Raw genomic sequence first — 21137 nt, 5'->3', positions numbered from 1 at the left:
CCATGTCTGTTGTCGCCGAGTTGCTTAACTCGCGCCGCGTGCCGCAGGTTGCGGTCTTGGCGCTGATCTCCTTCAGCTTCGCGGGATGCAGCGCCGACATGTCGTCGCGCATGTCCCAGTCGAACTTCTCCAACCCCTTCGCGTCTGATCAGACCGGCTCGGTGCAGCAGGCACCGCCGCCGCAGCAGCCGCGTGAGCTGCCGCAATATTCGCGGCCGCAGACGCAGTCCGGCTATTATCAGTCTCAACCCTTGCCGCCACCGGCGGTGTCCGCGCCGCAATCCTATCCGGTTGCGGGTGGTGGCGGTGTGTCCGGAGGCGGCCGCGGCGTCAGCTCTTACGCGCCCCCGTCGCAGCCGCATCTCGAAACCACGGCGACCGTGCCGCCGCGCTCGGTCGCGGCTGCCCAGCCGGCCGGCGGGACCAAGATCATCGTCGGCACCAGCGACACGCTCGATGTGCTCGCCAAGCGCTATCGCGTCACGCCGCAGGCGATCATGGCGGCCAATGGCTACAAGGGGCCGCGCGCGCTTTCGCCCGGTCAGCAGCTGATCATCCCGCATCCGGCGACGGCCGCAGCGCCTGCGCCTTTGATGGCTCCCGTCGCAGCGGCTCCCGCGATGGCGCCTGCTCGGCCGGTTGCCGTCATGGCTGCGCCGTCGAGCATGCACTTCGTCAATCGCGGCGATACGCTTGCCAGCATCGCGCGCAAGAACCACATTTCGTCGACTGAGCTGGCTCGTGCCAACGGCCTCGATCCGTCTGCAAAACTCAAGCTCGGCACCAAGTTGACCGTGCCCGGTTCCAAGACCGCCGCCTTGGCGGCCCCGGTTGGGGCGGCTCCTGTTGCCGGGACACTCCAGCCCGTTGCTGCTGCTCCCGCACCCGCCACCAAGATGGCCGCTGTCGCTGCGCCCGCGCAAAGCGCGCGCCTCGCCCAGGCCACGACCAATGTCGAAGAGAAGCCAGTTGCTGAGGCTCCGGCGAAAGCTGCCGAGACCACCAGCGCGCTCCCGACCTTCCGCTGGCCGGTCCGCGGCAAGGTGGTCACGAGCTACGGCGCCAAGACCAACGGCAAGTCCAATGACGGCATCAATCTCGCGGTGCCCGAGGGGACGCCGGTCAAGGCGGCTGAAGACGGTGTCGTCGCCTATTCCGGCAACGAGCTGAAGGGTTACGGCAATCTGGTCCTGGTTCGGCACTCCAACGGCTACGTCACCGCATATGCCCATGCGAGTGAGCTGATGGTGAAGCGCGGAGATACCATCAAGCGCGGTCAGGTCATTGCCAAGTCGGGTCAATCCGGGGAGGTGGCGTCGCCGCAGCTTCACTTCGAGATCCGCAAGGGATCGAGCCCGGTTGACCCGCTTCAATTTTTGAACGGGGCGTGAGGCCTCGTCGGGCTCTCGTCATACGAACGGTGTCATCGCCCGCGAAAGCGGGCGATCCAGTATTCCAGAGGCCGGTGTGCTTGAGCCGACAGGCCGTGGCGTACTGGATTCCCCGCTGCGCGGGGAATGACAGCGGTGTGCTGGGCGATAAATTCCGACTAACTACTTCCCCGTCAGCTTCACACCCAGCCGTCCGGCCAGCTCCTGCACGAACTGCCAGGCGACGCGGCCCGAGCGGGAGCCGCGTGTGGTCGACCATTCCAGGGCCTCGCGCTCGAGCGCCTCGTCGTCGACCTCAATGCCGAAATGGCTGCAATAGCCGCGCACCATGGCGAGATATTCGTCCTGGCTGCAGCGATGGAAGCCGAGCCAGAGGCCGAAGCGATCCGACAGCGACACCTTCTCCTCAACGGCCTCGCCGGGATTGATCGCGGTCGAGCGCTCGTTCTCGATCATCTCGCGCGCCAGCAGATGGCGGCGGTTGGAAGTGGCGTAGAGAATGACGTTCTCGGGCCGGCCTTCGATGCCACCTTCGAGCACGGCCTTGAGCGACTTGTAGGACGCATCATTGCCGTCGAAGGAGAGATCGTCGATGAACACGATGAAGCGGAAGCTGGAGTCGCGGAGCTTCTCCATCAGCATCGGCAGCGTTTCGATATCCTCGCGGTGGATCTCGATGAGCTTGAGCTTGTCGGCGGGCTTGCGGTCCGCGTTGATGCTGGCATGCGCGGCCTTCACCAGTGACGACTTGCCCATGCCGCGTGCGCCCCAGAGCAGGGCGTTGTTGGCGGGCAGGCCGCCTGCGAAGCGCTCGGTATTCTCCATCAGGATGTCGCGCATCCGGTCGACCCCCTTGAGCAGGAACAGCTCGACGCGGCTGACCCGCGGCACCGCAGCGAGGCGTCCGTCCGGATGCCAGACATAGGCGTCCGCCTGCTTGAACGATTCGCGTTCGGCAGCCGGCTTGCCCTGGGCGGCAAGATGCGCCGCAATGGTCTCCAGCGCGCGGACGATGCGCTCCTGGGAGAGATCCGGGGATGTCTTGAGGGCTGCCTTGACGGTCGCCGTGGGGCGTTTTGCCGCGACGCGGGCGGCCTTCCTGGCAGGGGTGCGGGGGCCTTTGCCGGCCGGGCTTTTGCTTGGTTTTTGGGGCATGTCCGAAGTTCCTGAGAACGCAGCCTTATCGGGCCTGAGGGCGCGCCGCAAGGTGGCCAAATCGCCGGTCTGGCAGCGTTGCAATTGGGGCAATGGCCGCTATAGTCCGCGCGAATTTGACCGAACCGGTCGCCTTTGAGGGCCTGACCGGTCTTCCCCCGTTTCCACGAGGATCGTCCGAATGTTCATTACTCCTGCGTATGCCCAGGCCGCGGGCGCCGGCGACACCAACAGCATGTTGATGTCGCTGCTGCCGTTCGCCCTGATCTTCGTGATCATGTACTTCCTGATTCTGCGTCCGCAGCAGAAGAAGGTCCGCGACCACGCCGATCTCGTGAAGAACATCCGCCGCGGCGACACCGTGGTGACCTCGGGCGGCCTCGTCGGCAAGGTCACCAAGGTGGTCGACGACGACCAGATCGAGTTCGAGATTGCCGACGGTGTGCGCGTGCGGCAGATGCGCTCGATGGTTTCCGGCGTGCGCGCCAAGGGCGAGCCGGCCAAGGAATCCAAGGATAGCGCCAAGGAAGCCGCCAAGGACGACGCCGCGTCGAAGTGAGCTCTTCCGCGAGCATCTCAAGTCTCCCGATCTGACAGGTCCAGTCGATGTTGTATTTCACGCGGTGGAAGGCGCTCGGGATTATCCTGACGGCGCTGATCGTGTGCCTCTGCGCGGTCCCGAACTTCTTCCCGGAGTCGCAGGTCAAGACCTGGCCCGCCTGGGCGCAGCGCCGGCTCGTGCTCGGCCTCGATCTCCAGGGCGGCTCCTATCTGCTGCTTGAGGTCGATTCCGCCTATGTGAAGAAGGAGCGGCTCGATCAGGTTCGCGACGACGTTCGTCGGACGCTGCGCGATGCCAAGATCGGCTTCACGGGCGGCGTCACCGTGCGTAACGACGCGGCCGAGGTTCGCATCACCAAGGAAGCCGATTGGCAGCCGGCGCTCGCCAAGCTGCGCGAGCTGTCCCAGCCGCTGGGCGGTCTGATGGGATCGAGCGGTCAGCGCGACCTCGAGGTGACCGATGCCGGTGGCGGCCTGATCCGCCTGGCCGTCCCGCAAGCCGCGATGCTCGACCGCATGCGCAAGACCATCGAGCAGTCGATCCAGATCGTCGAGCGCCGCGTCAACGAGCTTGGCACCGTCGAGCCCGTGATCCAGCGCCAGGGCAACGACCGCATCCTCGTGCAGGTCCCGGGCCTTCAGGATCCGACGCGCCTGAAGAAGCTGCTCGGCGAGACCGCGAAGATGGAATTCCGCATGGTCGACACGACCGTGTCGCCGGACCAGGCGCAACAGGGCAGATTGCCGCCGGAATCCGAGCTGCTGATGAGCGCGTCGCCGCCGCCGACGCCCTACGTGGTCAAGAAACAGGTGTTGGTTGCCGGTGGCGATCTGATCGATGCGCAGGCAACCTTCGACCAGCGTACGAGTGAGCCGGTCGTCAGCTTCAAGTTCAATACGTCGGGCGCGCGCAAATTCGCGCAGGCCACGCAAGAGAATGTCGGGCTGCCCTTCGCGATCGTGCTCGACAACAAGGTGATTTCTGCGCCCAGGATCAACGAGCCCATCACGGGCGGGCAGGGACAGATCTCGGGCAGCTTCACGGTCCAGTCCGCCAACGATCTCGCGATCCTGATGCGCGCCGGCGCGCTGCCGGCGCCGTTGACCGTGGTTGAGGAGCGTACCGTCGGTCCGGGTCTCGGCCAGGACTCGATCGAGAAGGGCGAGCTTGCGGCCTATGTCGGCTCGATCCTCGTCGTGATCTTCATGCTGTTGACCTATCGGCTGTTTGGCGTGTTCGCCAACATCGCGGTGGCCATCAACGTCGCCATGATCTTCGGCCTGCTGTCGCTGCTCAACGCCACGCTGACGTTGCCCGGCATCGCCGGCATCGTGCTCACCGTCGGCATCGCGGTCGATTCCAACGTGCTGATCTACGAGCGCATCCGCGAGGAATTGCGCGGCGGCCGCAATGCGATCTCGGCGATCGACGCCGGCTTCAAGCGGGCGCTCGCGACCATCCTCGATTCCAACATCACCACCTTCATTGCCGCCGCGGTGCTGTTCTACATCGGCACCGGCCCGGTGCGCGGCTTTGCCGTGACGCTCGGGATCGGCATCATCACCACGGTGTTCACCGCCTTCACCATGACCCGGCTGATCGTCGCCTGGTGGGTGCGGTGGAAGCGGCCGCAGAGCGTGCCGATCTAGGAGCCTGATCGTGACTCAGACCGTTCTCATCGGGCTCGGCGTCCTCATCGCCATTCTCACCGTGGTCGCAGCCTTTGGCTGGCTACCTTCGCTGCGCATCGTCCCGGACGAGACGCATTTCGACTTCACGCGCTTCCGCCGCATCAGCTTCCCGATCTCGGCTGTGCTGTCGATCGTCGCCATCACGCTGTTCTTCACCCACGGGTTGAACCTCGGTATCGACTTCAAGGGCGGCACGCTGCTGGAGGTCAAGGTAAAGTCCGGCGCCGCCGACATCTCGGCGATGCGCACCTCGCTCGACGCCCTGGGTCTGGGCGAAGTCCAGTTGCAGCAGTTCGGCGGCCCCGAGAACGTTCTGATCCGCGTTGCGGAGCAGCCGGGCGGCGACGCCGCGCAGCAGGCCGCCGTGCAGAAGCTTCGTAGCGCGCTTGGCGACAGCGTCGACATTCAGCGCGCCGAGGTGCTGGGCCCGCGCGTCGCCGGAGAGCTGCTCGCGTACGGCATGCTCGGCCTGATGCTCGCGATCGTCTCGATCCTGATCTATCTCTGGTTCCGCTTCGAGTGGCAGTTCGCGCTCGGCGCCATGATCGCCAACGTGCACGACATCGTGCTGACGATCGGCTTCATGTCGATCAGCCAGGTCGATTTCGACCTGACCAGCATCGCCGCGCTGCTGACCATTCTGGGCTACTCGCTGAACGACACCGTCGTCATCTACGACCGTATCCGCGAAATGCTGCGGCGCTACAAGAAGATGCCGATGCCGCAGCTGCTCAACGAGTCCATCAACTCGACGCTGTCGCGCTCGATCATCACCCACTTCACGGTGACGCTGGCGCTGCTCGCGCTGTTGCTGTTCGGCGGCCATGCCATCCACAGCTTCACCGCGGTGATGATGTTCGGCGTGGTGCTGGTCGGCACCTACACCTCGATCTTCATCGCGGCCCCGATCCTGATCTATCTCGGCGTCGGCGAGCATCGCGAAGATGCGAAGGAAGAGGCTCCGCCGGCGAAGAAAAGCAAAGCATGATCCGAACCGCAGGCTCTCGCACGCGTTTGCGAGGGCAGTAAGCCCATTCGGACGAAGCTGATGGCCGGCGATCCCAACGCACCGCATTTCCCGCGCTCAGCGCCGATCGAGGCCTATGGAAAGGGCGGATTCGCCTTTGCCGGCATGTCGCACCGGGGATCGCTGCTGTGCCTGCCCGACGCGATCTGGGCCTGGGACGTGACGGACCCCAGCAAGATCGACCGCTATTCGCTCGACCGGGTGTTCACGGCCGCCAACGGCATCGACACGCTGCTGATCGGCACCGGAACCGGGCTCTGGCTGCCGCCACCGCAGCTGCGCCAGGCGCTCAAGGCAGCAAGGGTGGTGCTGGATACGATGCAGACCGGTCCGGCCGTGCGCACCTACAACATCATGATCGGCGAGCGGCGGCGCGTGGCGGCAGCGCTGATCGCCGTGCCATGAGCAGCGCCGCGCCGCCGCCCGACACCGTGGCGTTCTGCGCCGATCTGGTCCGCAGCCATGATTTTCCGCGCTATGCGGCGACCCTGTTCGCGCCGGCCGCCGAGCGTCGCGCGCTGCTGGCGCTCTATGCCTTCAATGTCGAGATCGTCCGCGTCCGCGACCAGGTCAGCCAGCCCTTGCCGGGCGAGATCCGCTTTCAATGGTGGACCGATCTGCTCTCGGGCCTCGTCCATGGCAGCGCCGAGGGCAATCCGGTGGCGGCAGAGCTGCTGCGCGCGATCCGCGACTACGGCCTGCCGGTCGAGCCGCTGTCGCTGCTGGTCGATGAGCACCAGTTCGACCTCTACAACGATCCGATGCCGACGATGACGTCGCTGGAGGGCTATCTGGCCGCGACGTCGTCGGCGTTGTTCGCTCTGGCCGCCCGGGTCATGGCGCCGCCGTCGGATGCCGTCGAGCATCTCGCAAGGCATGCCGGTTTGGCGCAGGGCATCGTGCAAGCGATCGCCAACCTGCCGCGCGATGCCGCGCACCGGCAGCTGTTCCTGCCGCAGCAGGTGCTGGCGAGCCATGGCTGCGAGATGGAGGACATGTTCGCCGGCAAGGAGACGCCGGCCTTGCGTGCCGTGCTGGCGCAGCTCGCGGCCGAAGCCCAGCAGCATCTGACCACGGCCTTGTCGCTGCTGCCGGAGGTGCCGGCGTCGGTGCGCCCTGCATTTCTGCCGCTCGCGCAGGCGCGGGCCGACCTCAAGCGCCTGTCGCAGCCCGGGCGCAATCCGTTCACGTCGCTTCCATCGTCGCGGCTGCGCACGCTGTGGACGTTGTGGCGGGCTTCACGTTCCCGGGAATTTACCAAATAGCGGCTGGCTTATCGCCTCGAACCGCCAAAATGCTCTATGCTGTCCCATGGCTGAGTTGTCCCAAAATACGTCCTCCGATCTCACCGGTCTTCCCGTCGCGCCTGATGACATCCATGCCGCCGCCGCCACCATCCGCGGCGCCGTCGTCGAGACGCCCTGCAGCTACAGCCGCACGCTGAGCAATATCTGCGGCTGCGACATCTGGCTGAAGTTCGAGAACCTCCAGTTCACGTCCTCGTTCAAGGAGCGCGGCGCGCTCAACCGTCTCACGGCGCTGACGGCGGAGGAACGTGCGCGCGGCGTCATCGCGATGTCGGCGGGCAACCACGCGCAGGGCGTTGCCTATCACGCCAAGCGGCTCGGCATTCCCGCCACCATCGTGATGCCGGTCGGCACGCCCATGGTGAAGGTCGAGAACACCAGACATCACGGCGCCGAAGTGGTGGTGACGGGCGCGACGCTGGAGGAGGCGGCCGCGCATGCGCGCAGCCACGGCGAAGCGCGCGGCATGATCTTTGTCCACCCCTATGACGATCCGCTGGTGATTGCGGGGCAGGGCACCGTCGGGCTGGAAATGATGAAGGCGGTGCCGGAGCTCGACACCCTGGTCGTCCCGATCGGCGGCGGGGGGCTCATCAGCGGCATCGGCATTGCCGCGAAATCGATCAAGCCCTCATTGCGGATTCTCGGCGTCGAGGCCTGGCTCTATCCCTCGATGTACAATGCCATCCATGCCGGCAACCTGCCGGCGCGCGGCGACACACTGGCCGAAGGCATCGCGGTAAAATCGCCGGGCAAGATCACCACCGAGATCGTCCGCCGCCTCGTCGACGACATCGCGCTCGTCAACGAAGCCGAACTCGAGCGTGCCCTTGCGACCCTGATCTCGATCGAGAAGACCGTCGTCGAGGGCGCCGGCGCTGCCGGCCTTGCCGCGCTGATGTCCGATCCGTCCCGCTTCGCCGGTCAGAAGGTCGGGCTGGTGCTGAGCGGCGGCAACATCGACACGCGGCTGATCGCATCGGTCCTCACGCGCGAGCTGGCGCGCGAGGGACGGCTGACGCAGTTGTCGCTCGATATCCCTGATAGACCCGGGCAATTGGCCGCCGTCGCGTCGCTGCTGGCCGAGGCCGGCGCCAACATCATCGAGGTCTCGCATCAGCGGACCTTCTCCGACCTGCCGGCCAAGGCGACGCTGCTCCAGCTCGTCATCGAGACCCGCGATAGCGCCCATCTCGACGAGGTCATGGCCAGGCTCAGTGCATCCGGACTGAGCGCGCGCTGCACCTGAGCGCTGTGCGCATCCAGCTATCGCGGTGCCAAGCTCGCGAGATGGCGGATCAGCCGATCGACCTCGGCTTCCGTGTTGTAGTAGTGCGGCGAGGCCCGCACGACGTTTGGCAGCGAACGCATTTCGGCATCGATACGGGTGCTCGCGGGATCTGACGCGCCGATGGTGATAGCGGCCGCGTCGGCGCTGCGGACGATGTCCTCCGCCTCGTGCCCCTCAATCGTGAAGCTGACGATCGCGCCGGGGCCGCGTCCGAGATCGCGAATGGTGGCGCCGCGAATGCCGGCAAGGCCGTCGCGAAGCCGGCCCGAGAGCAGGCGACAGCGCTGTGCGATCGGGCCGATGCCGATCGCGAGGGCATAGTCGACAGCGGCGCCCAGACCAAGGCGGCCTGCGTAATTGTTCTCCCAGTTCTCGAAGCGGCGGGCATCGTCGCGGAGTTGATAGGCGTCCCGCGAGACCCAGGGCGCCGCAAAATGGTCGATCATGGGTGGCTCGAGCTGTTGCACCAGCGGCCGGCGGACATACAGAAAACCTGTACCGCGCGGGCCGCGGAGGAATTTGCGCCCCGTCGCCGACAGCATGTCACAGCCGATGGCTTCGACGTCGACCTCCATCTGGCCGACCGCCTGGCAGGCATCGAGCAGATAGGGAATGCGGTGCGCCCGCGCGATCCTGCCGATCGCAGCGGCCGGATTGACCAGCCCGCCATTGGTCGGAACCCAGGTGATTGCGATCAGCTTGACGCGCTCGTCGATCATGCGTTCCAACGCATGGATGTCGAGCTCGCCGCTGGCATCGCTCGGCACCACGTCGATAACCGCGCCGGTGCGTTTGGCGACCTGGAGGAAGGCGACATAGTTGGCGGCGTATTCCGCCTCGGCGGTCAGGATGCGGTCGCCTTTCCGAAATGGCAGCGAATAGAACGCCATCTGCCAGGCGACAGTTGCGTTCTCCACCAGGGCGATCTCGTCGGGCGCGGCGTTCAACAGGCGTGCCACTGAGCCGTAGACCGCATCGAGCCGATCGGACTCGCGGTCGGCGGCGGCGTAACCTCCGATCTCGCTCTCGAGATCAATGTGCCCTTTCATTGCCGCGATAACGGCCGTCGGCATCAGCGCCGCGCCCGCATTGTGGAGATAGGTGAGCCGGGAGGTCGCCGGCGTGTCGGCACGGATTCGGTCAATGTCGATCAACGGCGCCTCCATCTATCGCGATGTCAGTGCATGAATTAGACGCGTTGAGAAGTACGGACAAGACGTCCGGCAGCGATCAGATGCAGAGACCGAGCAGCTTGATGTGGCAATTGCTGGATTTGGGCTTGGACTCGGATTTGGGCTTGCTGGCGGGCGGGGCCTCGCGCTTCACGGCGACCAGCGGTTCCCCGTCTTTCTTGCCTTTGCCCTTGTCCTTGCCTTTGGGCTCGTAATCGCCGGCGATCACCATCGCCCAATAGGTGCGCTTGCCGCTGGCCGTCCTGGCGCTCGCGATGCCGACACGGGAGGCGTTGTGCAGCAGCAGGTTCTTGCGGTGCCCGGACGAGTCGATCCACTGTCCGAGCGTCTTCTCGAAATTGTCGTAGCCATAGGCGATGTTCTCGGCGGCGCGGCCCGCGCCGGCCGGTGCGACACGCCGGTTGAACGGGCCGAGCGCGTCGTGGCTGAGATCGTCCTTCGCCGCCATCGCCTTCGCCTGGTCCATGGCGATGCGGTCCAACGTCGAATCGCGGACGACGCGGACTTCGCCGTGCTTGAGGCGGAAGCTTGTGATCTGATCAGCGGCGGAGTCCGCCCTGGCGGGCACAGCCGCCAGCAGCAGCAGGAGGCCGGCGATCAGGCCGCCAGCCACGCGATGCATCATAGTCCCCCGAGTGCTCATCATCCCCGCCAGCCCGAACTGTCCGAGCGCTTCTCTATCGCCAATGTGGACGCTTCAAGGCGAGGCGCCCGTCAGCTTGTCGGCAGGTCCGCCTCGAAATTGAAGCGGTCGCGCAGGTTCTTGCGCTGCTCCAGGATGTCCTTGAGGAAGGCGCGGTCCTGGTCGCTCTTCATCATCGGCTCGATCAAATCGAGCTGGTTCATGGCGACCAGTTGCAGGATTTCGGTGCGGGGCTTGCCGGTCGTGTCGCGGGGCAGTGCGTGCACCACCTGGATGTGTTCCGGCGGCTTCGGGCCCTTGGCTGCGGTCAGCTCGCTGCGGAGCTGGTCCTCGAGCGTGGCCTGATCCGCCTCGACGAAGGCATAGAGCCCGACGCCGGAGCGGCGGTCCGCAAAGGCGACGATCGCGGTGTCGCGTACGGCCGGGTTCTTGCGGATCAGCTCGGCCAGCACCGGCGCGTCGTTGACGAGCCGGCGGCCGCCGCCCTCGCGGTCGGTGAAATTGAACAGACCGCGGGTGATCGCGCGATAGACCTTCTTGCCGGTGGCAAGCCACAGGCTCGCGGCGAAGGACTTCTTGGCCAGGATCTTTCGCTCGCGCGGCGTCAGCGCTTCCGGCGCGTAGGAGCGCTTGTGCTTGAGCAGATGCCGGAGATCTTCATAGGCAAGGGTACGGTAGAGCCGGCCGCGGCGGTTGAAGCAGGCCGCGAGCTGGAAGTCGGTCACGTAGGCCAGGCCGTCGCGGCCGACCAGCCAGTTCTGTTCCTTGGCGAGGTCGTTGTGACAGATGCCGGCGCGGCGCAAGCGACGCAACGCGGCCTTGGCCGAGCGGAAATAGGCGAGGTCGCCATGAGGCTTGGCGAGATGCAGCGCGACGCCGTCGACGAAGCCGCGGACCAGCGCCCGGCGGCCGGCCCACAGCAGCTCGGGGCCGACATTGAGGCCCTTGGCGAGCACCAGCGCGTGCTTCTCGCGGGCGAACAAATGCCGCGCGAGCACGAACGACCACCACGGCACCTCGTCGAGCCGGCGCAGCACCGCGTCGACCTCGCCGCCATCACCACGGAAGCGGCCGCGCTCGACGGTCGAGAACACGTCGCGCTTGAGCAGCACGCCCTCGGTCCAGCGCGCCGAGAGGGTCGCGGCGTCGTCTTTGGGGAGGTTCATTGCAAACTCACGCCGCGGCAGCGATGCGCAGATGATCCGCGATCCAGCGATCGAGATCGGCGAGTGCCAGCGCGCTCATCGCCTGCTTCTTGGCCACCGTCTTCTCGTTGCCGCGCAGGCGCGAGCCGTCGGGCTTCTTGGTCGGCGCGCTTGCGAGCGGCGGGAACAGGCCGAAATTGATGTTCATCGGCTGGAACGAGCGCGTGCCGGGTTCGATGGTCTCGATATGGCCGCCGGTGATGTGGCCGAGCAGCGATCCCAGCGCCGTCGTGCTTGGCGGGCTCGCCAGCGTCTCGCCGCGGATGTCGGCTGCCGCATAAAGGCCGGCGATCAGGCCGACGCTGGCAGATTCCACATAGCCCTCGCAGCCCGTCATCTGGCCGGCAAAGCGCAGCCGCGGTTGCGCGCGCAGGCGCAGCTGGCCGTCGAGCAGCTTCGGCGAATTCAGGAAGGTGTTGCGATGCAGGCCGCCGAGGCGGGCGAACTCGGCCTTCTCCAGCCCGGGAATGGTGCGGAAGATGCGCTGCTGTTCGCCGTACTTCAATTTCGTCTGGAAGCCGACGATGTTGTAGAGCGTGCCGAGCTTGTTGTCCTGGCGCAGCTGCACGATCGCGTAGGCCTTGGTGGTGGGATCGTGCGGATTGGTGAGGCCGACCGGCTTCATCGGGCCGTGGCGCAGCGTCTCGGGGCCACGCTCCGCCATCACCTCGATCGGCAGGCAGCCGTCGAAATAGGGCGTGTTGGTCTCCCACTCCTTGAACTCGGTCTTCTCGCCCGCGATCAGCGCGGCGACGAAGCCGTCATACTGCTCCCTGGTCATAGGGCAGTTGATGTAGTCGGCGCCGGTGCCGCCGGGGCCGACCTTGTCGTAGCGCGACTGGAACCAGGCCACCGACATGTCGATGGACTCGCGGTGGACGATCGGCGCGATCGCGTCGAAGAAGGCGAGGGCGTTCTCGTCGGTCAACTCGCGGATGGCGTCGGCCAGCGGCGCAGAGGTGAGGGGGCCGGTCGCAACGATGACGTTGCTCCAGTCGGCCGGCGGCAGGCCTTTGACTTCGTCGCGGGCGATCTCGATCAGGGGGTGGTCGTTCAGCGCCTTGGTGACGGCCGCGGAGAAGCCGTCGCGGTCGACCGCGAGCGCGCCGCCGGCGGGCACCTGGTTGGCGTCAGCCGCGCGCATGATCAGCGAACCGAGCCGGCGCATCTCCGCATGCAGCAGGCCGACGGCGTTGTTGGCGGCATCGTCGGAGCGGAACGAATTGGAGCAGACGAGCTCGGCGAGTCCGTCGGTCCGGTGCGCCTCGGTCATGCGGGTCGGCCGCATCTCGTGCAGCACCACGGGCACGCCTGATTTGGCGACCTGCCAGGCGGCTTCGGAACCGGCAAGGCCGGCGCCGATGACGTGTACAAGTTTGGATGAGAGTCCTGTCATGGGGCGGACAGGTAGCGCTTTTCGGCGGTCAGTGAAATCGCCGAGATCGAGTTTTCTGCCGCTGAAAACGACAGCGCCCGCACGAGGCGGGCGTTATCGGTTCGACCGGCTAAGGGCTGAACGATATCAGCCCTGATACTGACCGGCGGCAACGCGCGGGATGTCCGAGCGATCGAGGCCGATGTCGGCCAGTTCGCGATCGCTGAGCTGGGACAGCTCGGCAACATTGCGCTGATAGTCGCGGAAAGCCTGAACCATACGGATGAGCGAGAGCAGCATGTGTAGTCTCCTGTAGTTCGATTCAGCCCTTGCCCGGGCCTCATCGTTGAAATGAATATAGATGAGAGTGGTGCGGTGCGAAAGTTCCGATGTTGCGATGCAGCTAAGCGCTGGATGCATGGCGCTGGTAACGGACGATTAACCCGAGGGCAGTCCCGCTCAAAGTGTGAGCGGAAGCGAGGATGAATTGCTATAAACCCCCGTGAATTCGCGGATTTAGTGCACGTGATCCAGTTCCCTTTGAGAGGCAAATAGGCTGCGTTCCAGTGGCCCGCAACCCGCTTGAACAGCTCCTATACCCAAGTCTCGCATGCGCGAATCGCATGCTGATGAAGCCAAATAAGTGAATTTAAATTCATTAAATGGCGCGGAGGAGGACGTCGCTGCGAACGTGCCGGCCGCGCGATTCGGCCTGCTCGGTGCTGGTGGATTCGTGCAACGGCAGGGCCATTAGGCCGGACAAACCGATTTCACTCAGTTCAGCTGGACGAACAGCTCCTTGCTGCGATGCACACACGCGAAACGTGTGCCGTTCATTACACGCGTGTAATGAAAATCAGAAATTTCGCATGCGCCTCTGCGCCGCGCGCAACATCACGCAATTCTCGCGAGGAATTTATTGCGGCAAGTTGCCGCGCCCGGGGGAAAGTCATGCTGCAGATTCCGGCAATGTCGCTGGTTCTGTCTCAAGAACAAGAGAAGGAAAGTAACATCATGACGAAGTTACTCGGGGTTATCGCAATTGCCGCCGTCGCATTCGCCGTCGCGCCGGCCCAGGCCGCCAAGCATTCGATGGGCGGTTGCAGCGGGGCCAATCTGGAGAAGACGGAAACCGCGATCGAGAACATGGCCGACGGCGACAGCAAGTTCGTCGCGCAGAAGGAGATCACCGCAGCGCAGGACGCGCTTCTCAACAACAAGATGGGTGTGTGCGGCGCGCACCTGAACAAGGCGATGCAAGCCACCATGGCCAAGTAAACGGGTAGGTAAACGCACCCAAGAGAGGGCCGGTCGCCGGGCGATCGGCCCTACGCGTTTCCGTCGGGGGGCGCTAAGGGGCGCGCGCAAGCTGGGTCGCGAACGAGGCGACGGTCTTGGAATAGACCTCGCTCTTATTCCACTGCTGCAGCACCGCGAAATTCGGCGCGCCGGGCTGCCAGTCCTTGCCCTTCTGCCAGCCATAGCCGGCGAGATAATTGGCGGTGGACGCGAGCACGTCGGGCGCGTTGTGCAGCAGGTCGCGCTTGCCGTTGCCGTCGAAATCGACCGCGTATTTCATCCAGGACGACGGCATGAACTGGGTCTGGCCGAGCTCGCCGGCCCAGGCGCCCTTCATGTCTGCGGGTGCGAGGTCGCCGCGCTGGACGATGCGCAGCGCGTCCAGAAGCTCAGCGCGAAACTGGTCGGAGCGGCGGCAATCATAGGCCAGCGTCGCCAGCGAGCGGATGGTGCCGAACTTGCCAATGTTGACGCCGAAATCGGTCTCGAGACCCCAGATTGCGACCAGCACCTCGCCGGGCACGCCATAGGTCTGCTCGATGCGGGAGAGCACCGAGCCGTATTGCTTCATCATGTTGGAGCCGCGCGTCAGCCGCGGCGGCACCATGCGGCCGGAGAACTCCTCGAAGGTCTGGGTGAAGACCTTTTGCGAGCGGTCGCGTTTGATCACGCTCTCATCGAGCGTCACACCTGCGAGTCCGGCCGTGATAGCCTGTTGCGAGATGCCCTTGGCCGCGGCGTCGGTTTTGACGTCCGCAAGCCAGGCGTCGAAATTGCCCGAGCCACAGGCGACAGCGGCGAGCACTGGCTGGGCGGACAGGAGGGATGCGGAGAGGGCGAAGGCTGCGAGAGCGAGACGAGAAATCGTCGGGGTCATCAGATGAAATTGATTCCGTGAAGCGGTCTAACCGGCGGGTGTAATTTCGATTGTAACCGCGGCCAAAGCAAGGCGTATGACAGTTTGTGACCCCGCCCGGGCCGAGCCCGGGCAGGATCACATGTCACGATAGCGTCAGGCGTCCGTCCTGTTACGCCAGGGGAAGAGGTTGGCGGGGAAGTCGGCGGCCGGCTTGCGCGGACGGTGCGGCGGGGGCGCCACCGGACGTGCGCCGGGCTCGGAGACGATGGCCTTGCGGTAGAGGTGCCAGGTGGCATGGCCGAGCAGGGGGATCACCACGGCAAGGCCCAGGAAGGCCGGGATCGTGCCCAGCGCCAGCAGCACCGCCACGATCACGCCCCAGGCCGCCATCGGCACCGGGTTCTTGGCGACCACGCGCAGCGACGTCACCATCGCCTCGAACGCGCCGGCATGGCGGTCGAGCATCAACGGGAACGACACGGCGCTGATGCAGAGCGCGGCGAGCGCGAACAGGAAGCCGGCGCCGCAGCCGACCACGATCAGCCACCAGCCTTGCTGCGTCGTCAGCACGCGCGTCATGAAGTCGGAGATCCCGGTCGCGCCCTCATAACCGAACGCCGCGACATAGATCGCCTGCGCGGTCGCAACCCAGGTCACGAACAGGGCGAGCAGCAAGGTGCCGAGACCGAGCATGGCGCCGAACGAGGGCGAGCGCAGCACTTCCATGGCATCCCAGGCGCTGGCAGACTCATAGCGTTCGCGGCGGCTGGAGAGTTCGTAGAGACCGAGCGCAGCAAAGGGGCCAATCAGCGCGAAGCCCGCGGCCAGCGGAAACAACAGCGGCAGCACCGAATAGCCCATCACCACGCGGGCAAGCACGAGGCCCAGCACCGGATAGATCACACAGAGGATGATGGCGTGGCTCGGAACGGCCTTGAAATCTTCCCAGCCGCGCCTGAGCGCGTCGTGCAGGTCGGCGAGTTCGATGGTTCGAATGACCGGTCCAGCCGCCTCGGCGGTTGGACCCACGGTGGGGACATTGCCCTGGTAGAACGTGGCCATGGTCGCTAGCTCCCTTGCCATGCAGCCGAATTCGGCGCCGGCAACGGCGCAAGCGGCCGCTCTCTTTGAGTCTCGCGATTCCCACCAGACGCGAATTCCTGATGGCATCGCGAGCTGAACGGAAAGCGTACGCCGATTTCCGAGTCCTGTCCCTCACGCTTGGGTGAGATTCGTTGCCGCAGTGCAACTCGAATGCGTCATTCGGCCGTCATTTCGCCGCAGATAAGCTGATGCTGCTGGCTCGTTCGCAGGAACTTCGCGGGCGCTACGCAGTAACTTCGTCTATAAGTGCCACTCAAGGCCCTTCCAACGGATCCTTTTCGGGGAGCAGACATGAGCATTTTCGGGAAAATCATGGGCGCGATCTTCGGTAGCAGTCCTGCTTCCGCCGCGCCCGCAGGCAGCGCACCATCGGGCAGCGCGTCCGCCGGCGCTGCGCCGGCCGGATCGGCGTCCGCGCCTGCATCAAACGTCGACGTTGCGGCGATCGTCGACGCGGCGGTTGCCGCGCACAAGGGCGAGAAGCTGGAGTGGCGCACCTCGATCGTCGACTTGATGAAGGCGCTCGACATCGACTCGAGCCTTGCTGCGCGCAAGGATCTCGCCAAGGAGCTCGGCTACACCGGCGACACCAACGACTCCGCGAGCATGAACGTCTGGCTGCACAAGCAGGTGATGTCCAAGCTCGCCGCCAATGGCGGCAAGCTGCCGCCGGAAATCAAGCACTGATCGATTTCTCGATCGTTTGCGAAGGGCCCGCGATCTCGCGGGCCCTTTTGCGTTCAGGCGACGAGATCCGAATCTTCCGGATGCCGCTCGAGATAGTCGACGACGAAGCCGCAGCCCGCGATCACCTTGTGGCCGTCGCGGCGAATCAAATCCAGCGCGCCCTTGACCAGCTCGGATGCGATGCCGCGGCCACGCAGTGCGCGCGGCGTCTCGGTGTGGGTGATGATCACCGCCGACGGCGTCAGCCGGTAATTGGCGAAGGCGATGTCGCTGCCGACGTCGAGCTCGAACCGGCTCCTGTCCTTGTTGTCGCGTACCGATGCCGCCATGCCAGATCCTTCCGAGGTGCTGTCTTGTCCCTGATCTAGGCGTCCGAACCGGCTCTGGCCAAGGGAGAATGCCGCAAGGGAGATATCCGGAAAATGCGCGTTGCGCCCGGTGATAGCGTGACTAGACCTTCACAAGGTCCTGATACTCCGGATGCTTCTCGATCCACGCCTTCACGAATGGGCATTCCGGGATCAGCTTCAATCCCGCGCTGCGGACCTGGTCGAGTGCGCCTTGCACGAGCTTTCCGCCGACACCCTTGCCGCCGAGCGCCTTCGGCACATCGGTGTGCTCGAAGGTGATGAAATTGCCGCCGAGCTTGTAGTGCTCTGTCGCCAGATGGCCCTCGACCTCCAGCTCGAAGCGGTGATGGGCCTTGTTGTCGATGACGTCGCTCATGTTCTCTCCGGTCAGCTCTTCAGCGAGTCCGTTAACATAACGCAGCGTCGGCCGGCGGGTTTCCGATGCGAGGGCCGTCCGGTTCAATCACTCGCTTTGGCGAGCCTGGAATCTTCCGGCTGCGGCTGCCGGGGGAGACAGCCCCGGCAAATGACGAGGGAGCGGTTGACCCTGGCATCCTGCTCGGCCTCGATGCCGTCCTGCGCCTGCCACCATTCCTTCGAATAGGGCTGGGGCCCGGCTTGCGGGCTGGAGCTTGCGGCGGTTCGCGTTGCGCGCGAGGAGCGCGAGGCAGAACGCAGCTGATTGGGATCCTCGCCAGCCCCATCCCACGCATAGCGCGCCGGCTTGAATGCGGGATCTGAGCCGAGGCGGGCTTGCGGGCCCATGGCACATCCGCCGAGCGCCAGCGACAACAGGAGGAAGGCGGGCGCTTTGAACATGATGCGGCACTCTGTACGCGAGAACTGACGAAGGTTGCGCCGATCGTGCTTAAAATTGTCTGAACGATTGCGGCCGTGCCGGCGACAAACGCGCATGCGCTATCTGATCCTCGTGCTCGTTCTCCTCGCCTCTGTCGCGCGTGCCCACGACGCAAAGCCGTTCGATCCGGCCGACTATCCGGCCGGTGTGCAGAAGGCCATCCGTTACGCCAACGAGGAGTGCGCGAGCCAGGACGGCGGCGCGGTGACTTTCGCAGCCGACACCGTGCGCAAGATCGACCTGACCGGTGACGGCCGCGAGGATTACATCGTCGATTTCCGTGACACCAAATGCGGAGAGCGCGAGACGACCTATTGCGGAACCGGCGGCTGCGTCATGACCATTCTGGTGACGCTGCCTGACGGCAACGTGCGTCCGGTGTTCGACGGCCACGTCCGCAGCTACAAGATTTTGGCGCCGCCGATGAAGCGGGGCGCCGCGCGCACCATTCGCTTCGATCTGCACGGCAGCTTCTGTGGCGGGTTCGGTGCGCAGGCCTGCGTCAAGGAGAAGGCGATCACGGCGACGCCGTTCGCGTTCAGGCAGCCGTAGGGCAGGTGTGCGGCCGGTGGCCTTGCAGGGTCGCGGGCGATGGCGATAAATGAGCCGCAATGAGCGTGCGGTTCACGTGCCGTCCGCCATCGAAGAGGAAGCCCGATGCAGCCCCTGCGCATGTCCCGCCGCGTCATGAATCTCGCTCACATGCTGACCCAGAATGCGCGGCGGCATGGATCGCGTCCCGGCTTCGTCTGGGGTGACAAATCCTGGACCTGGCGCGAGATCGATGCGCAGGTTTCGGCGCTGGCCGCAGCACTCGCCGCGCGCGGCATCGTCAAGGGCGACCGCATCCTCGTCCATTCCAAGAACGGCGACGAGATGTTTGTCTCGATGTTCGCCGCGTTCCGGCTTGGTGCGGTCTGGGTGCCCACCAATTTTCGCCTGATGCCGGACGAGGTCACCTATCTCGCGCAGGCCTCCGGCGCGAAGGCGTTTCTGTGCCATGTGGATTTCCCGGAGCATGCCGCAGCGGTGACGGGCGGCGCGCTGGAGTTCACCTGGAGCATCGACGGCAAGGCTTCGTTCGGCGAGCGTTCGGTGGCCGAAGCGATCGCCTCGCAGGCGGGCAGCCTGGTCGAGAACGTCGCCGTCGAGCACGACGATCCCTGCTGGTTCTTCTTCACCTCCGGCACCACCGGCCGCTCCAAGGCTGCGGTGCTGACCCACGGCCAGATGGGCTTTGTGGTCACCAATCATCTCGCCGATCTCACCCCCGGCGTGACGGATGCCGATGCATCTCTGGTGGTGGCGCCGCTGTCGCATGGCGCCGGCGTGCATCAGCTGGTGCAGACCGCGCGCGGCGTCTGCACGGTTTTGCTGCCGACCGAAAAATTCGACATCAGCGAGGCATTCCGCCTGATCGAAACGCATCGCGTCAGCAATCTCTTTACCGTGCCGACGATCCTGAAGATGATGGTCGAGCATCCCGCGGTGGACAAATACGATCACTCCTCGCTGCACCACGTGATCTATGCCGGCGCGCCGATGTATCGCGAGGATCAGAAGACCGCGCTGAAGAAGCTCGGCAAGGTCATCGTGCAGTATTTTGGATTGGGCGAGGTCACCGGCAACATCACGGTGCTGCCGGCGGCACTGCATGATCCCGAGGACGGGCCGTATGCGAAGATCGGCACCTGCGGCTTCGAGCGCACCGGCATGCAGGTCTCGATTCAGGACGACGAGGGCCGCGAGCTCTCCGCCAACCAGAGCGGCGAGATCTGCGTGATCGGGCCTGCCGTGCTCGCCGGCTACTACGACAACCCCGAGGCCAATGCGAAGGCGTTCCGCAACGGCTGGTTCCGCACCGGCGATCTCGGCCACATGGACGAGGAGGGGTTCGTCTACATCACGGGACGCGCCTCCGACATGTACATCTCGGGCGGCTCCAACATCTATCCGCGTGAGATCGAAGAGAAGATATTGACCCATCCGGCGGTCGGCGAGGTCGCTGTCCTCGGCGTGCCCGATGCGACCTGGGGCGAGGTCGGAATCGCCGTCTGCGTTCCCCGCGAAGGCGAGAAGCCGGTGAGCGAAGCGGAGATGGCGGCGTTCCTGTTGCCGAAGGTGCCGCGCTACAAGATGCCGAAACGCTTCTTCTTCTGGGAGGCCTTGCCGAAGTCCGGCTATGGCAAGGTGCCGAAGCGCATGGTGCGCGACGAGCTCGAGGCGCGCGGGCTGCTCGACCTCGACAAGACGAAAACAGGCTGAGCGAAGGTCATGCGCAGCATCAAGCAGCCGGGCGCGCCCGTCGCCGAACGCATCCAATGGGTGGAGGCGAGGGGGCGTGCCTTCACCTTCACGCTTGAAGCCGGCCTGCCGCTGCTGGAAGCCGCGCGCCGCGGCTTTGCCGCGGAGGGGTTTGCGGGCGGTGTGCTGACGTTCGGTCGCGGCACGCTCGGGCCGTTCGCCTATGTGATGCCGGCGCTGTCGAAGACCGGCGAGAATGCTGCGTTCTACAGCGATACCTATCGCCCCGCGGGCGTGACGCACACGAGGCTCGGCAGCATGACGCTCGGCGCGCGCGACGGTGCGCCGTTCTTTCATTGCCACGGGCTATGGACGGAGGCGGACGGCAAGGCCGGAGGCGGCCACATGATGCCGGACGAGACCGTCGTCGCCGAACCGTTCGAGGTCGAGGCCTTCGGCACCGAGGGTACGATGTTCACCGCCGAGCCCGACCCTGAAACCAATTTCAAACTGTTCGGGCCGGTCGCCTCCGCGAGCACCGGCGCGCGTACGACGAGCCGCGCCTTCGCGCTGCGGCTGCGGCCCAATCAGGACTTTGCCTTCTCTCTCGAGGATTTTTGCCGCGAGCGCGGCATTGCGCGCGCGAAGATCCACGGCGGCGTCGGCTCAACCGTCGGCGCGCGCTTCACCCATGGCGGTGTCACCGAGCCGTTTGCCACCGAACTTGCGATAACGGCCGGGACCATCGCGCCCGGTGCTTCCGGTGCACTGGAAGCTGCGCTCGACGTCGCCCTGATCGACTACACCGGCGGCATTGCGGAGGGCCGTCTCATCCGCGGCGACAATCCTGTGCTGATGACCATGGAGCTGGTGCTCGAGGTGCTGGGCTGATATC

The 21137-nt window shown here is 65.3% G+C and carries 23 protein-coding genes; 12 read left to right on the top strand and 11 right to left on the bottom strand.

Annotated elements, in window-relative coordinates:
- Positions 1-2: 2 nt before the first annotated feature.
- A complete protein-coding gene (locus AB7532_RS19470) occupies positions 3-1391 on the top strand; it encodes a peptidoglycan DD-metalloendopeptidase family protein (RefSeq protein WP_441236379.1) in 1389 nt (462 codons plus the stop codon).
- Positions 1392-1553: 162 nt separating this feature from the next.
- On the opposite strand, the gene AB7532_RS19465 is transcribed toward AB7532_RS19470, so the two are convergent.
- On the bottom strand, positions 1554-2546 hold the full coding sequence (locus AB7532_RS19465; protein WP_441236378.1) for an ATP-binding protein: 993 nt from the start codon (positions 2544-2546) through the stop codon (positions 1554-1556).
- 181 nt (positions 2547-2727) lie between these two features.
- Between AB7532_RS19465 and yajC the strand changes: the two genes are divergently transcribed.
- The 6 genes from yajC to AB7532_RS19435 are packed head-to-tail and all read left to right on the top strand — an operon-like array spanning position 2728 to position 8382.
- Complete coding sequence (gene yajC / locus AB7532_RS19460) at positions 2728-3105, top strand: preprotein translocase subunit YajC (RefSeq protein ID WP_441236377.1); 378 nt, start codon at positions 2728-2730, stop codon at positions 3103-3105.
- A gap of 47 nt (positions 3106-3152) precedes the next feature.
- Positions 3153-4757 carry a protein translocase subunit SecD gene (gene secD, locus AB7532_RS19455; protein ID WP_441236376.1) on the top strand — a complete coding sequence of 535 codons (1605 nt, stop codon included), beginning with the start codon at positions 3153-3155 and terminating at the stop codon, positions 4755-4757.
- A 10-nt stretch (positions 4758-4767) separates the two neighbouring features.
- Positions 4768-5787: a protein translocase subunit SecF gene (gene secF, locus AB7532_RS19450; protein ID WP_441236375.1), complete on the top strand. Its 1020-nt coding sequence runs from the start codon at positions 4768-4770 to the stop codon at positions 5785-5787.
- Between the two features lie 60 nt (positions 5788-5847).
- On the top strand, positions 5848-6231 hold the full coding sequence (locus AB7532_RS19445) for an Mth938-like domain-containing protein (RefSeq protein ID WP_441236374.1): 384 nt from the start codon (positions 5848-5850) through the stop codon (positions 6229-6231).
- Positions 6228-7091 (top strand): phytoene/squalene synthase family protein, encoded by an 864-nt coding sequence (locus AB7532_RS19440; protein ID WP_441236373.1) that lies wholly within the window; start codon positions 6228-6230, stop codon positions 7089-7091. The genes AB7532_RS19445 and AB7532_RS19440 overlap by 4 nt, the downstream gene beginning before the upstream one ends.
- A gap of 46 nt (positions 7092-7137) precedes the next feature.
- Positions 7138-8382 carry a threonine ammonia-lyase gene (locus AB7532_RS19435; RefSeq protein ID WP_441236372.1) on the top strand — a complete coding sequence of 415 codons (1245 nt, stop codon included), beginning with the start codon at positions 7138-7140 and terminating at the stop codon, positions 8380-8382.
- 17 nt (positions 8383-8399) lie between these two features.
- On the opposite strand, the gene AB7532_RS19430 is transcribed toward AB7532_RS19435, so the two are convergent.
- The 5 genes from AB7532_RS19430 to AB7532_RS19410 all read right to left on the bottom strand — a co-directional run bounded on the left by AB7532_RS19430 (position 8400) and on the right by AB7532_RS19410 (position 13140).
- Entirely contained in the window at positions 8400-9578 is a 1179-nt protein-coding gene (locus AB7532_RS19430) for an aminotransferase class V-fold PLP-dependent enzyme (RefSeq protein ID WP_441236371.1), read from the bottom strand.
- A gap of 76 nt (positions 9579-9654) precedes the next feature.
- Positions 9655-10239: a CAP domain-containing protein gene (locus AB7532_RS19425; RefSeq protein WP_441236370.1), complete on the bottom strand. Its 585-nt coding sequence runs from the start codon at positions 10237-10239 to the stop codon at positions 9655-9657.
- Between the two features lie 92 nt (positions 10240-10331).
- Positions 10332-11426, bottom strand: a complete 1095-nt coding sequence (locus AB7532_RS19420; RefSeq protein ID WP_441236369.1) for a serine/threonine protein kinase — start codon at positions 11424-11426, stop codon at positions 10332-10334.
- Positions 11427-11433: 7 nt separating this feature from the next.
- Positions 11434-12861, bottom strand: a complete 1428-nt coding sequence (trmFO, locus tag AB7532_RS19415) for a methylenetetrahydrofolate--tRNA-(uracil(54)-C(5))-methyltransferase (FADH(2)-oxidizing) TrmFO (RefSeq protein ID WP_441236368.1) — start codon at positions 12859-12861, stop codon at positions 11434-11436.
- A gap of 126 nt (positions 12862-12987) precedes the next feature.
- A complete protein-coding gene (locus AB7532_RS19410; protein ID WP_092028666.1) occupies positions 12988-13140 on the bottom strand; it encodes a DUF1127 domain-containing protein in 153 nt (50 codons plus the stop codon).
- A gap of 651 nt (positions 13141-13791) precedes the next feature.
- Between AB7532_RS19410 and AB7532_RS19405 the strand changes: the two genes are divergently transcribed.
- Positions 13792-14118: a hypothetical protein gene (locus tag AB7532_RS19405; RefSeq protein ID WP_441236367.1), complete on the top strand. Its 327-nt coding sequence runs from the start codon at positions 13792-13794 to the stop codon at positions 14116-14118.
- A gap of 73 nt (positions 14119-14191) precedes the next feature.
- On the opposite strand, the gene AB7532_RS19400 is transcribed toward AB7532_RS19405, so the two are convergent.
- Both AB7532_RS19400 and AB7532_RS19395 read right to left on the bottom strand, forming a co-directional pair.
- A complete protein-coding gene (locus AB7532_RS19400; protein ID WP_441236366.1) occupies positions 14192-15016 on the bottom strand; it encodes a lytic murein transglycosylase in 825 nt (274 codons plus the stop codon).
- A gap of 135 nt (positions 15017-15151) precedes the next feature.
- Entirely contained in the window at positions 15152-16060 is a 909-nt protein-coding gene (locus tag AB7532_RS19395; protein ID WP_441236365.1) for a DUF2189 domain-containing protein, read from the bottom strand.
- A 333-nt stretch (positions 16061-16393) separates the two neighbouring features.
- Here AB7532_RS19395 and AB7532_RS19390 point away from each other — a divergent pair, with 333 nt between their 5' ends.
- Positions 16394-16789: a DUF3597 domain-containing protein gene (locus AB7532_RS19390; protein ID WP_441236364.1), complete on the top strand. Its 396-nt coding sequence runs from the start codon at positions 16394-16396 to the stop codon at positions 16787-16789.
- A 53-nt stretch (positions 16790-16842) separates the two neighbouring features.
- Here the strand turns inward: AB7532_RS19390 and AB7532_RS19385 are convergent, their stop codons facing one another.
- The 3 genes from AB7532_RS19385 to AB7532_RS19375 all read right to left on the bottom strand — a co-directional run bounded on the left by AB7532_RS19385 (position 16843) and on the right by AB7532_RS19375 (position 17958).
- On the bottom strand, positions 16843-17118 hold the full coding sequence (locus tag AB7532_RS19385; protein ID WP_441236363.1) for a GNAT family N-acetyltransferase: 276 nt from the start codon (positions 17116-17118) through the stop codon (positions 16843-16845).
- A gap of 121 nt (positions 17119-17239) precedes the next feature.
- A complete protein-coding gene (locus tag AB7532_RS19380; RefSeq protein ID WP_441236362.1) occupies positions 17240-17515 on the bottom strand; it encodes a GNAT family N-acetyltransferase in 276 nt (91 codons plus the stop codon).
- Between the two features lie 83 nt (positions 17516-17598).
- Positions 17599-17958 (bottom strand): hypothetical protein, encoded by a 360-nt coding sequence (locus tag AB7532_RS19375; RefSeq protein WP_441236361.1) that lies wholly within the window; start codon positions 17956-17958, stop codon positions 17599-17601.
- Positions 17959-18052: 94 nt separating this feature from the next.
- On the opposite strand from AB7532_RS19375, the gene AB7532_RS19370 reads away from it, so the two are divergent.
- The 3 genes from AB7532_RS19370 to AB7532_RS19360 all read left to right on the top strand — a co-directional run bounded on the left by AB7532_RS19370 (position 18053) and on the right by AB7532_RS19360 (position 21133).
- A complete protein-coding gene (locus AB7532_RS19370) occupies positions 18053-18550 on the top strand; it encodes a hypothetical protein (protein ID WP_441236360.1) in 498 nt (165 codons plus the stop codon).
- 105 nt (positions 18551-18655) lie between these two features.
- The gene (locus AB7532_RS19365; protein ID WP_441236359.1) at positions 18656-20263 is read left to right on the top strand and encodes an acyl-CoA synthetase; all 1608 of its coding nucleotides are present in this window, start codon (positions 18656-18658) and stop codon (positions 20261-20263) included.
- Positions 20264-20272: 9 nt separating this feature from the next.
- Positions 20273-21133, top strand: a complete 861-nt coding sequence (locus tag AB7532_RS19360; RefSeq protein WP_441236358.1) for a PCC domain-containing protein — start codon at positions 20273-20275, stop codon at positions 21131-21133.
- The last annotated feature ends 4 nt before the right edge of the window (positions 21134-21137 follow it).

This window comes from Bradyrhizobium sp. 930_D9_N1_4, from assembly GCF_052076015.1.
Lineage (GTDB): Bacteria > Pseudomonadota > Alphaproteobacteria > Rhizobiales > Xanthobacteraceae > Bradyrhizobium.
This window is presented reverse-complemented; position numbering and strand designations above follow the sequence as displayed.

Bases quoted from the DNA above. Each gene is read 5' to 3' on its own strand.
- AB7532_RS19470 (WP_441236379.1), top strand. From the start codon at position 3: ATGTCTGTTGTCGCCGAGTTGCTTAACTCGCGCCGCGTGCCGCAGGTT.
- AB7532_RS19465 (WP_441236378.1), bottom strand. From the start codon at position 2,546: ATGCCCCAAAAACCAAGCAAAAGCCCGGCCGGCAAAGGCCCCCGCACC.
- yajC (WP_441236377.1), top strand. From the start codon at position 2,728: ATGTTCATTACTCCTGCGTATGCCCAGGCCGCGGGCGCCGGCGACACC.
- secD (WP_441236376.1), top strand. From the start codon at position 3,153: ATGTTGTATTTCACGCGGTGGAAGGCGCTCGGGATTATCCTGACGGCG.
- AB7532_RS19445 (WP_441236374.1), top strand. From the start codon at position 5,848: ATGGCCGGCGATCCCAACGCACCGCATTTCCCGCGCTCAGCGCCGATC.
- AB7532_RS19440 (WP_441236373.1), top strand. From the start codon at position 6,228: ATGAGCAGCGCCGCGCCGCCGCCCGACACCGTGGCGTTCTGCGCCGAT.
- AB7532_RS19435 (WP_441236372.1), top strand. From the start codon at position 7,138: ATGGCTGAGTTGTCCCAAAATACGTCCTCCGATCTCACCGGTCTTCCC.
- AB7532_RS19425 (WP_441236370.1), bottom strand. From the start codon at position 10,239: ATGCATCGCGTGGCTGGCGGCCTGATCGCCGGCCTCCTGCTGCTGCTG.
- AB7532_RS19420 (WP_441236369.1), bottom strand. From the start codon at position 11,426: ATGAACCTCCCCAAAGACGACGCCGCGACCCTCTCGGCGCGCTGGACC.
- trmFO (WP_441236368.1), bottom strand. From the start codon at position 12,861: ATGACAGGACTCTCATCCAAACTTGTACACGTCATCGGCGCCGGCCTT.
- AB7532_RS19410 (WP_092028666.1), bottom strand. From the start codon at position 13,140: ATGCTGCTCTCGCTCATCCGTATGGTTCAGGCTTTCCGCGACTATCAG.
- AB7532_RS19405 (WP_441236367.1), top strand. From the start codon at position 13,792: ATGCTGCAGATTCCGGCAATGTCGCTGGTTCTGTCTCAAGAACAAGAG.
- AB7532_RS19400 (WP_441236366.1), bottom strand. From the start codon at position 15,016: ATGACCCCGACGATTTCTCGTCTCGCTCTCGCAGCCTTCGCCCTCTCC.
- AB7532_RS19395 (WP_441236365.1), bottom strand. From the start codon at position 16,060: ATGGCCACGTTCTACCAGGGCAATGTCCCCACCGTGGGTCCAACCGCC.
- AB7532_RS19390 (WP_441236364.1), top strand. From the start codon at position 16,394: ATGAGCATTTTCGGGAAAATCATGGGCGCGATCTTCGGTAGCAGTCCT.
- AB7532_RS19385 (WP_441236363.1), bottom strand. From the start codon at position 17,118: ATGGCGGCATCGGTACGCGACAACAAGGACAGGAGCCGGTTCGAGCTC.
- AB7532_RS19380 (WP_441236362.1), bottom strand. From the start codon at position 17,515: ATGAGCGACGTCATCGACAACAAGGCCCATCACCGCTTCGAGCTGGAG.
- AB7532_RS19375 (WP_441236361.1), bottom strand. From the start codon at position 17,958: ATGTTCAAAGCGCCCGCCTTCCTCCTGTTGTCGCTGGCGCTCGGCGGA.
- AB7532_RS19370 (WP_441236360.1), top strand. From the start codon at position 18,053: ATGCGCTATCTGATCCTCGTGCTCGTTCTCCTCGCCTCTGTCGCGCGT.
- AB7532_RS19365 (WP_441236359.1), top strand. From the start codon at position 18,656: ATGCAGCCCCTGCGCATGTCCCGCCGCGTCATGAATCTCGCTCACATG.
- AB7532_RS19360 (WP_441236358.1), top strand. From the start codon at position 20,273: ATGCGCAGCATCAAGCAGCCGGGCGCGCCCGTCGCCGAACGCATCCAA.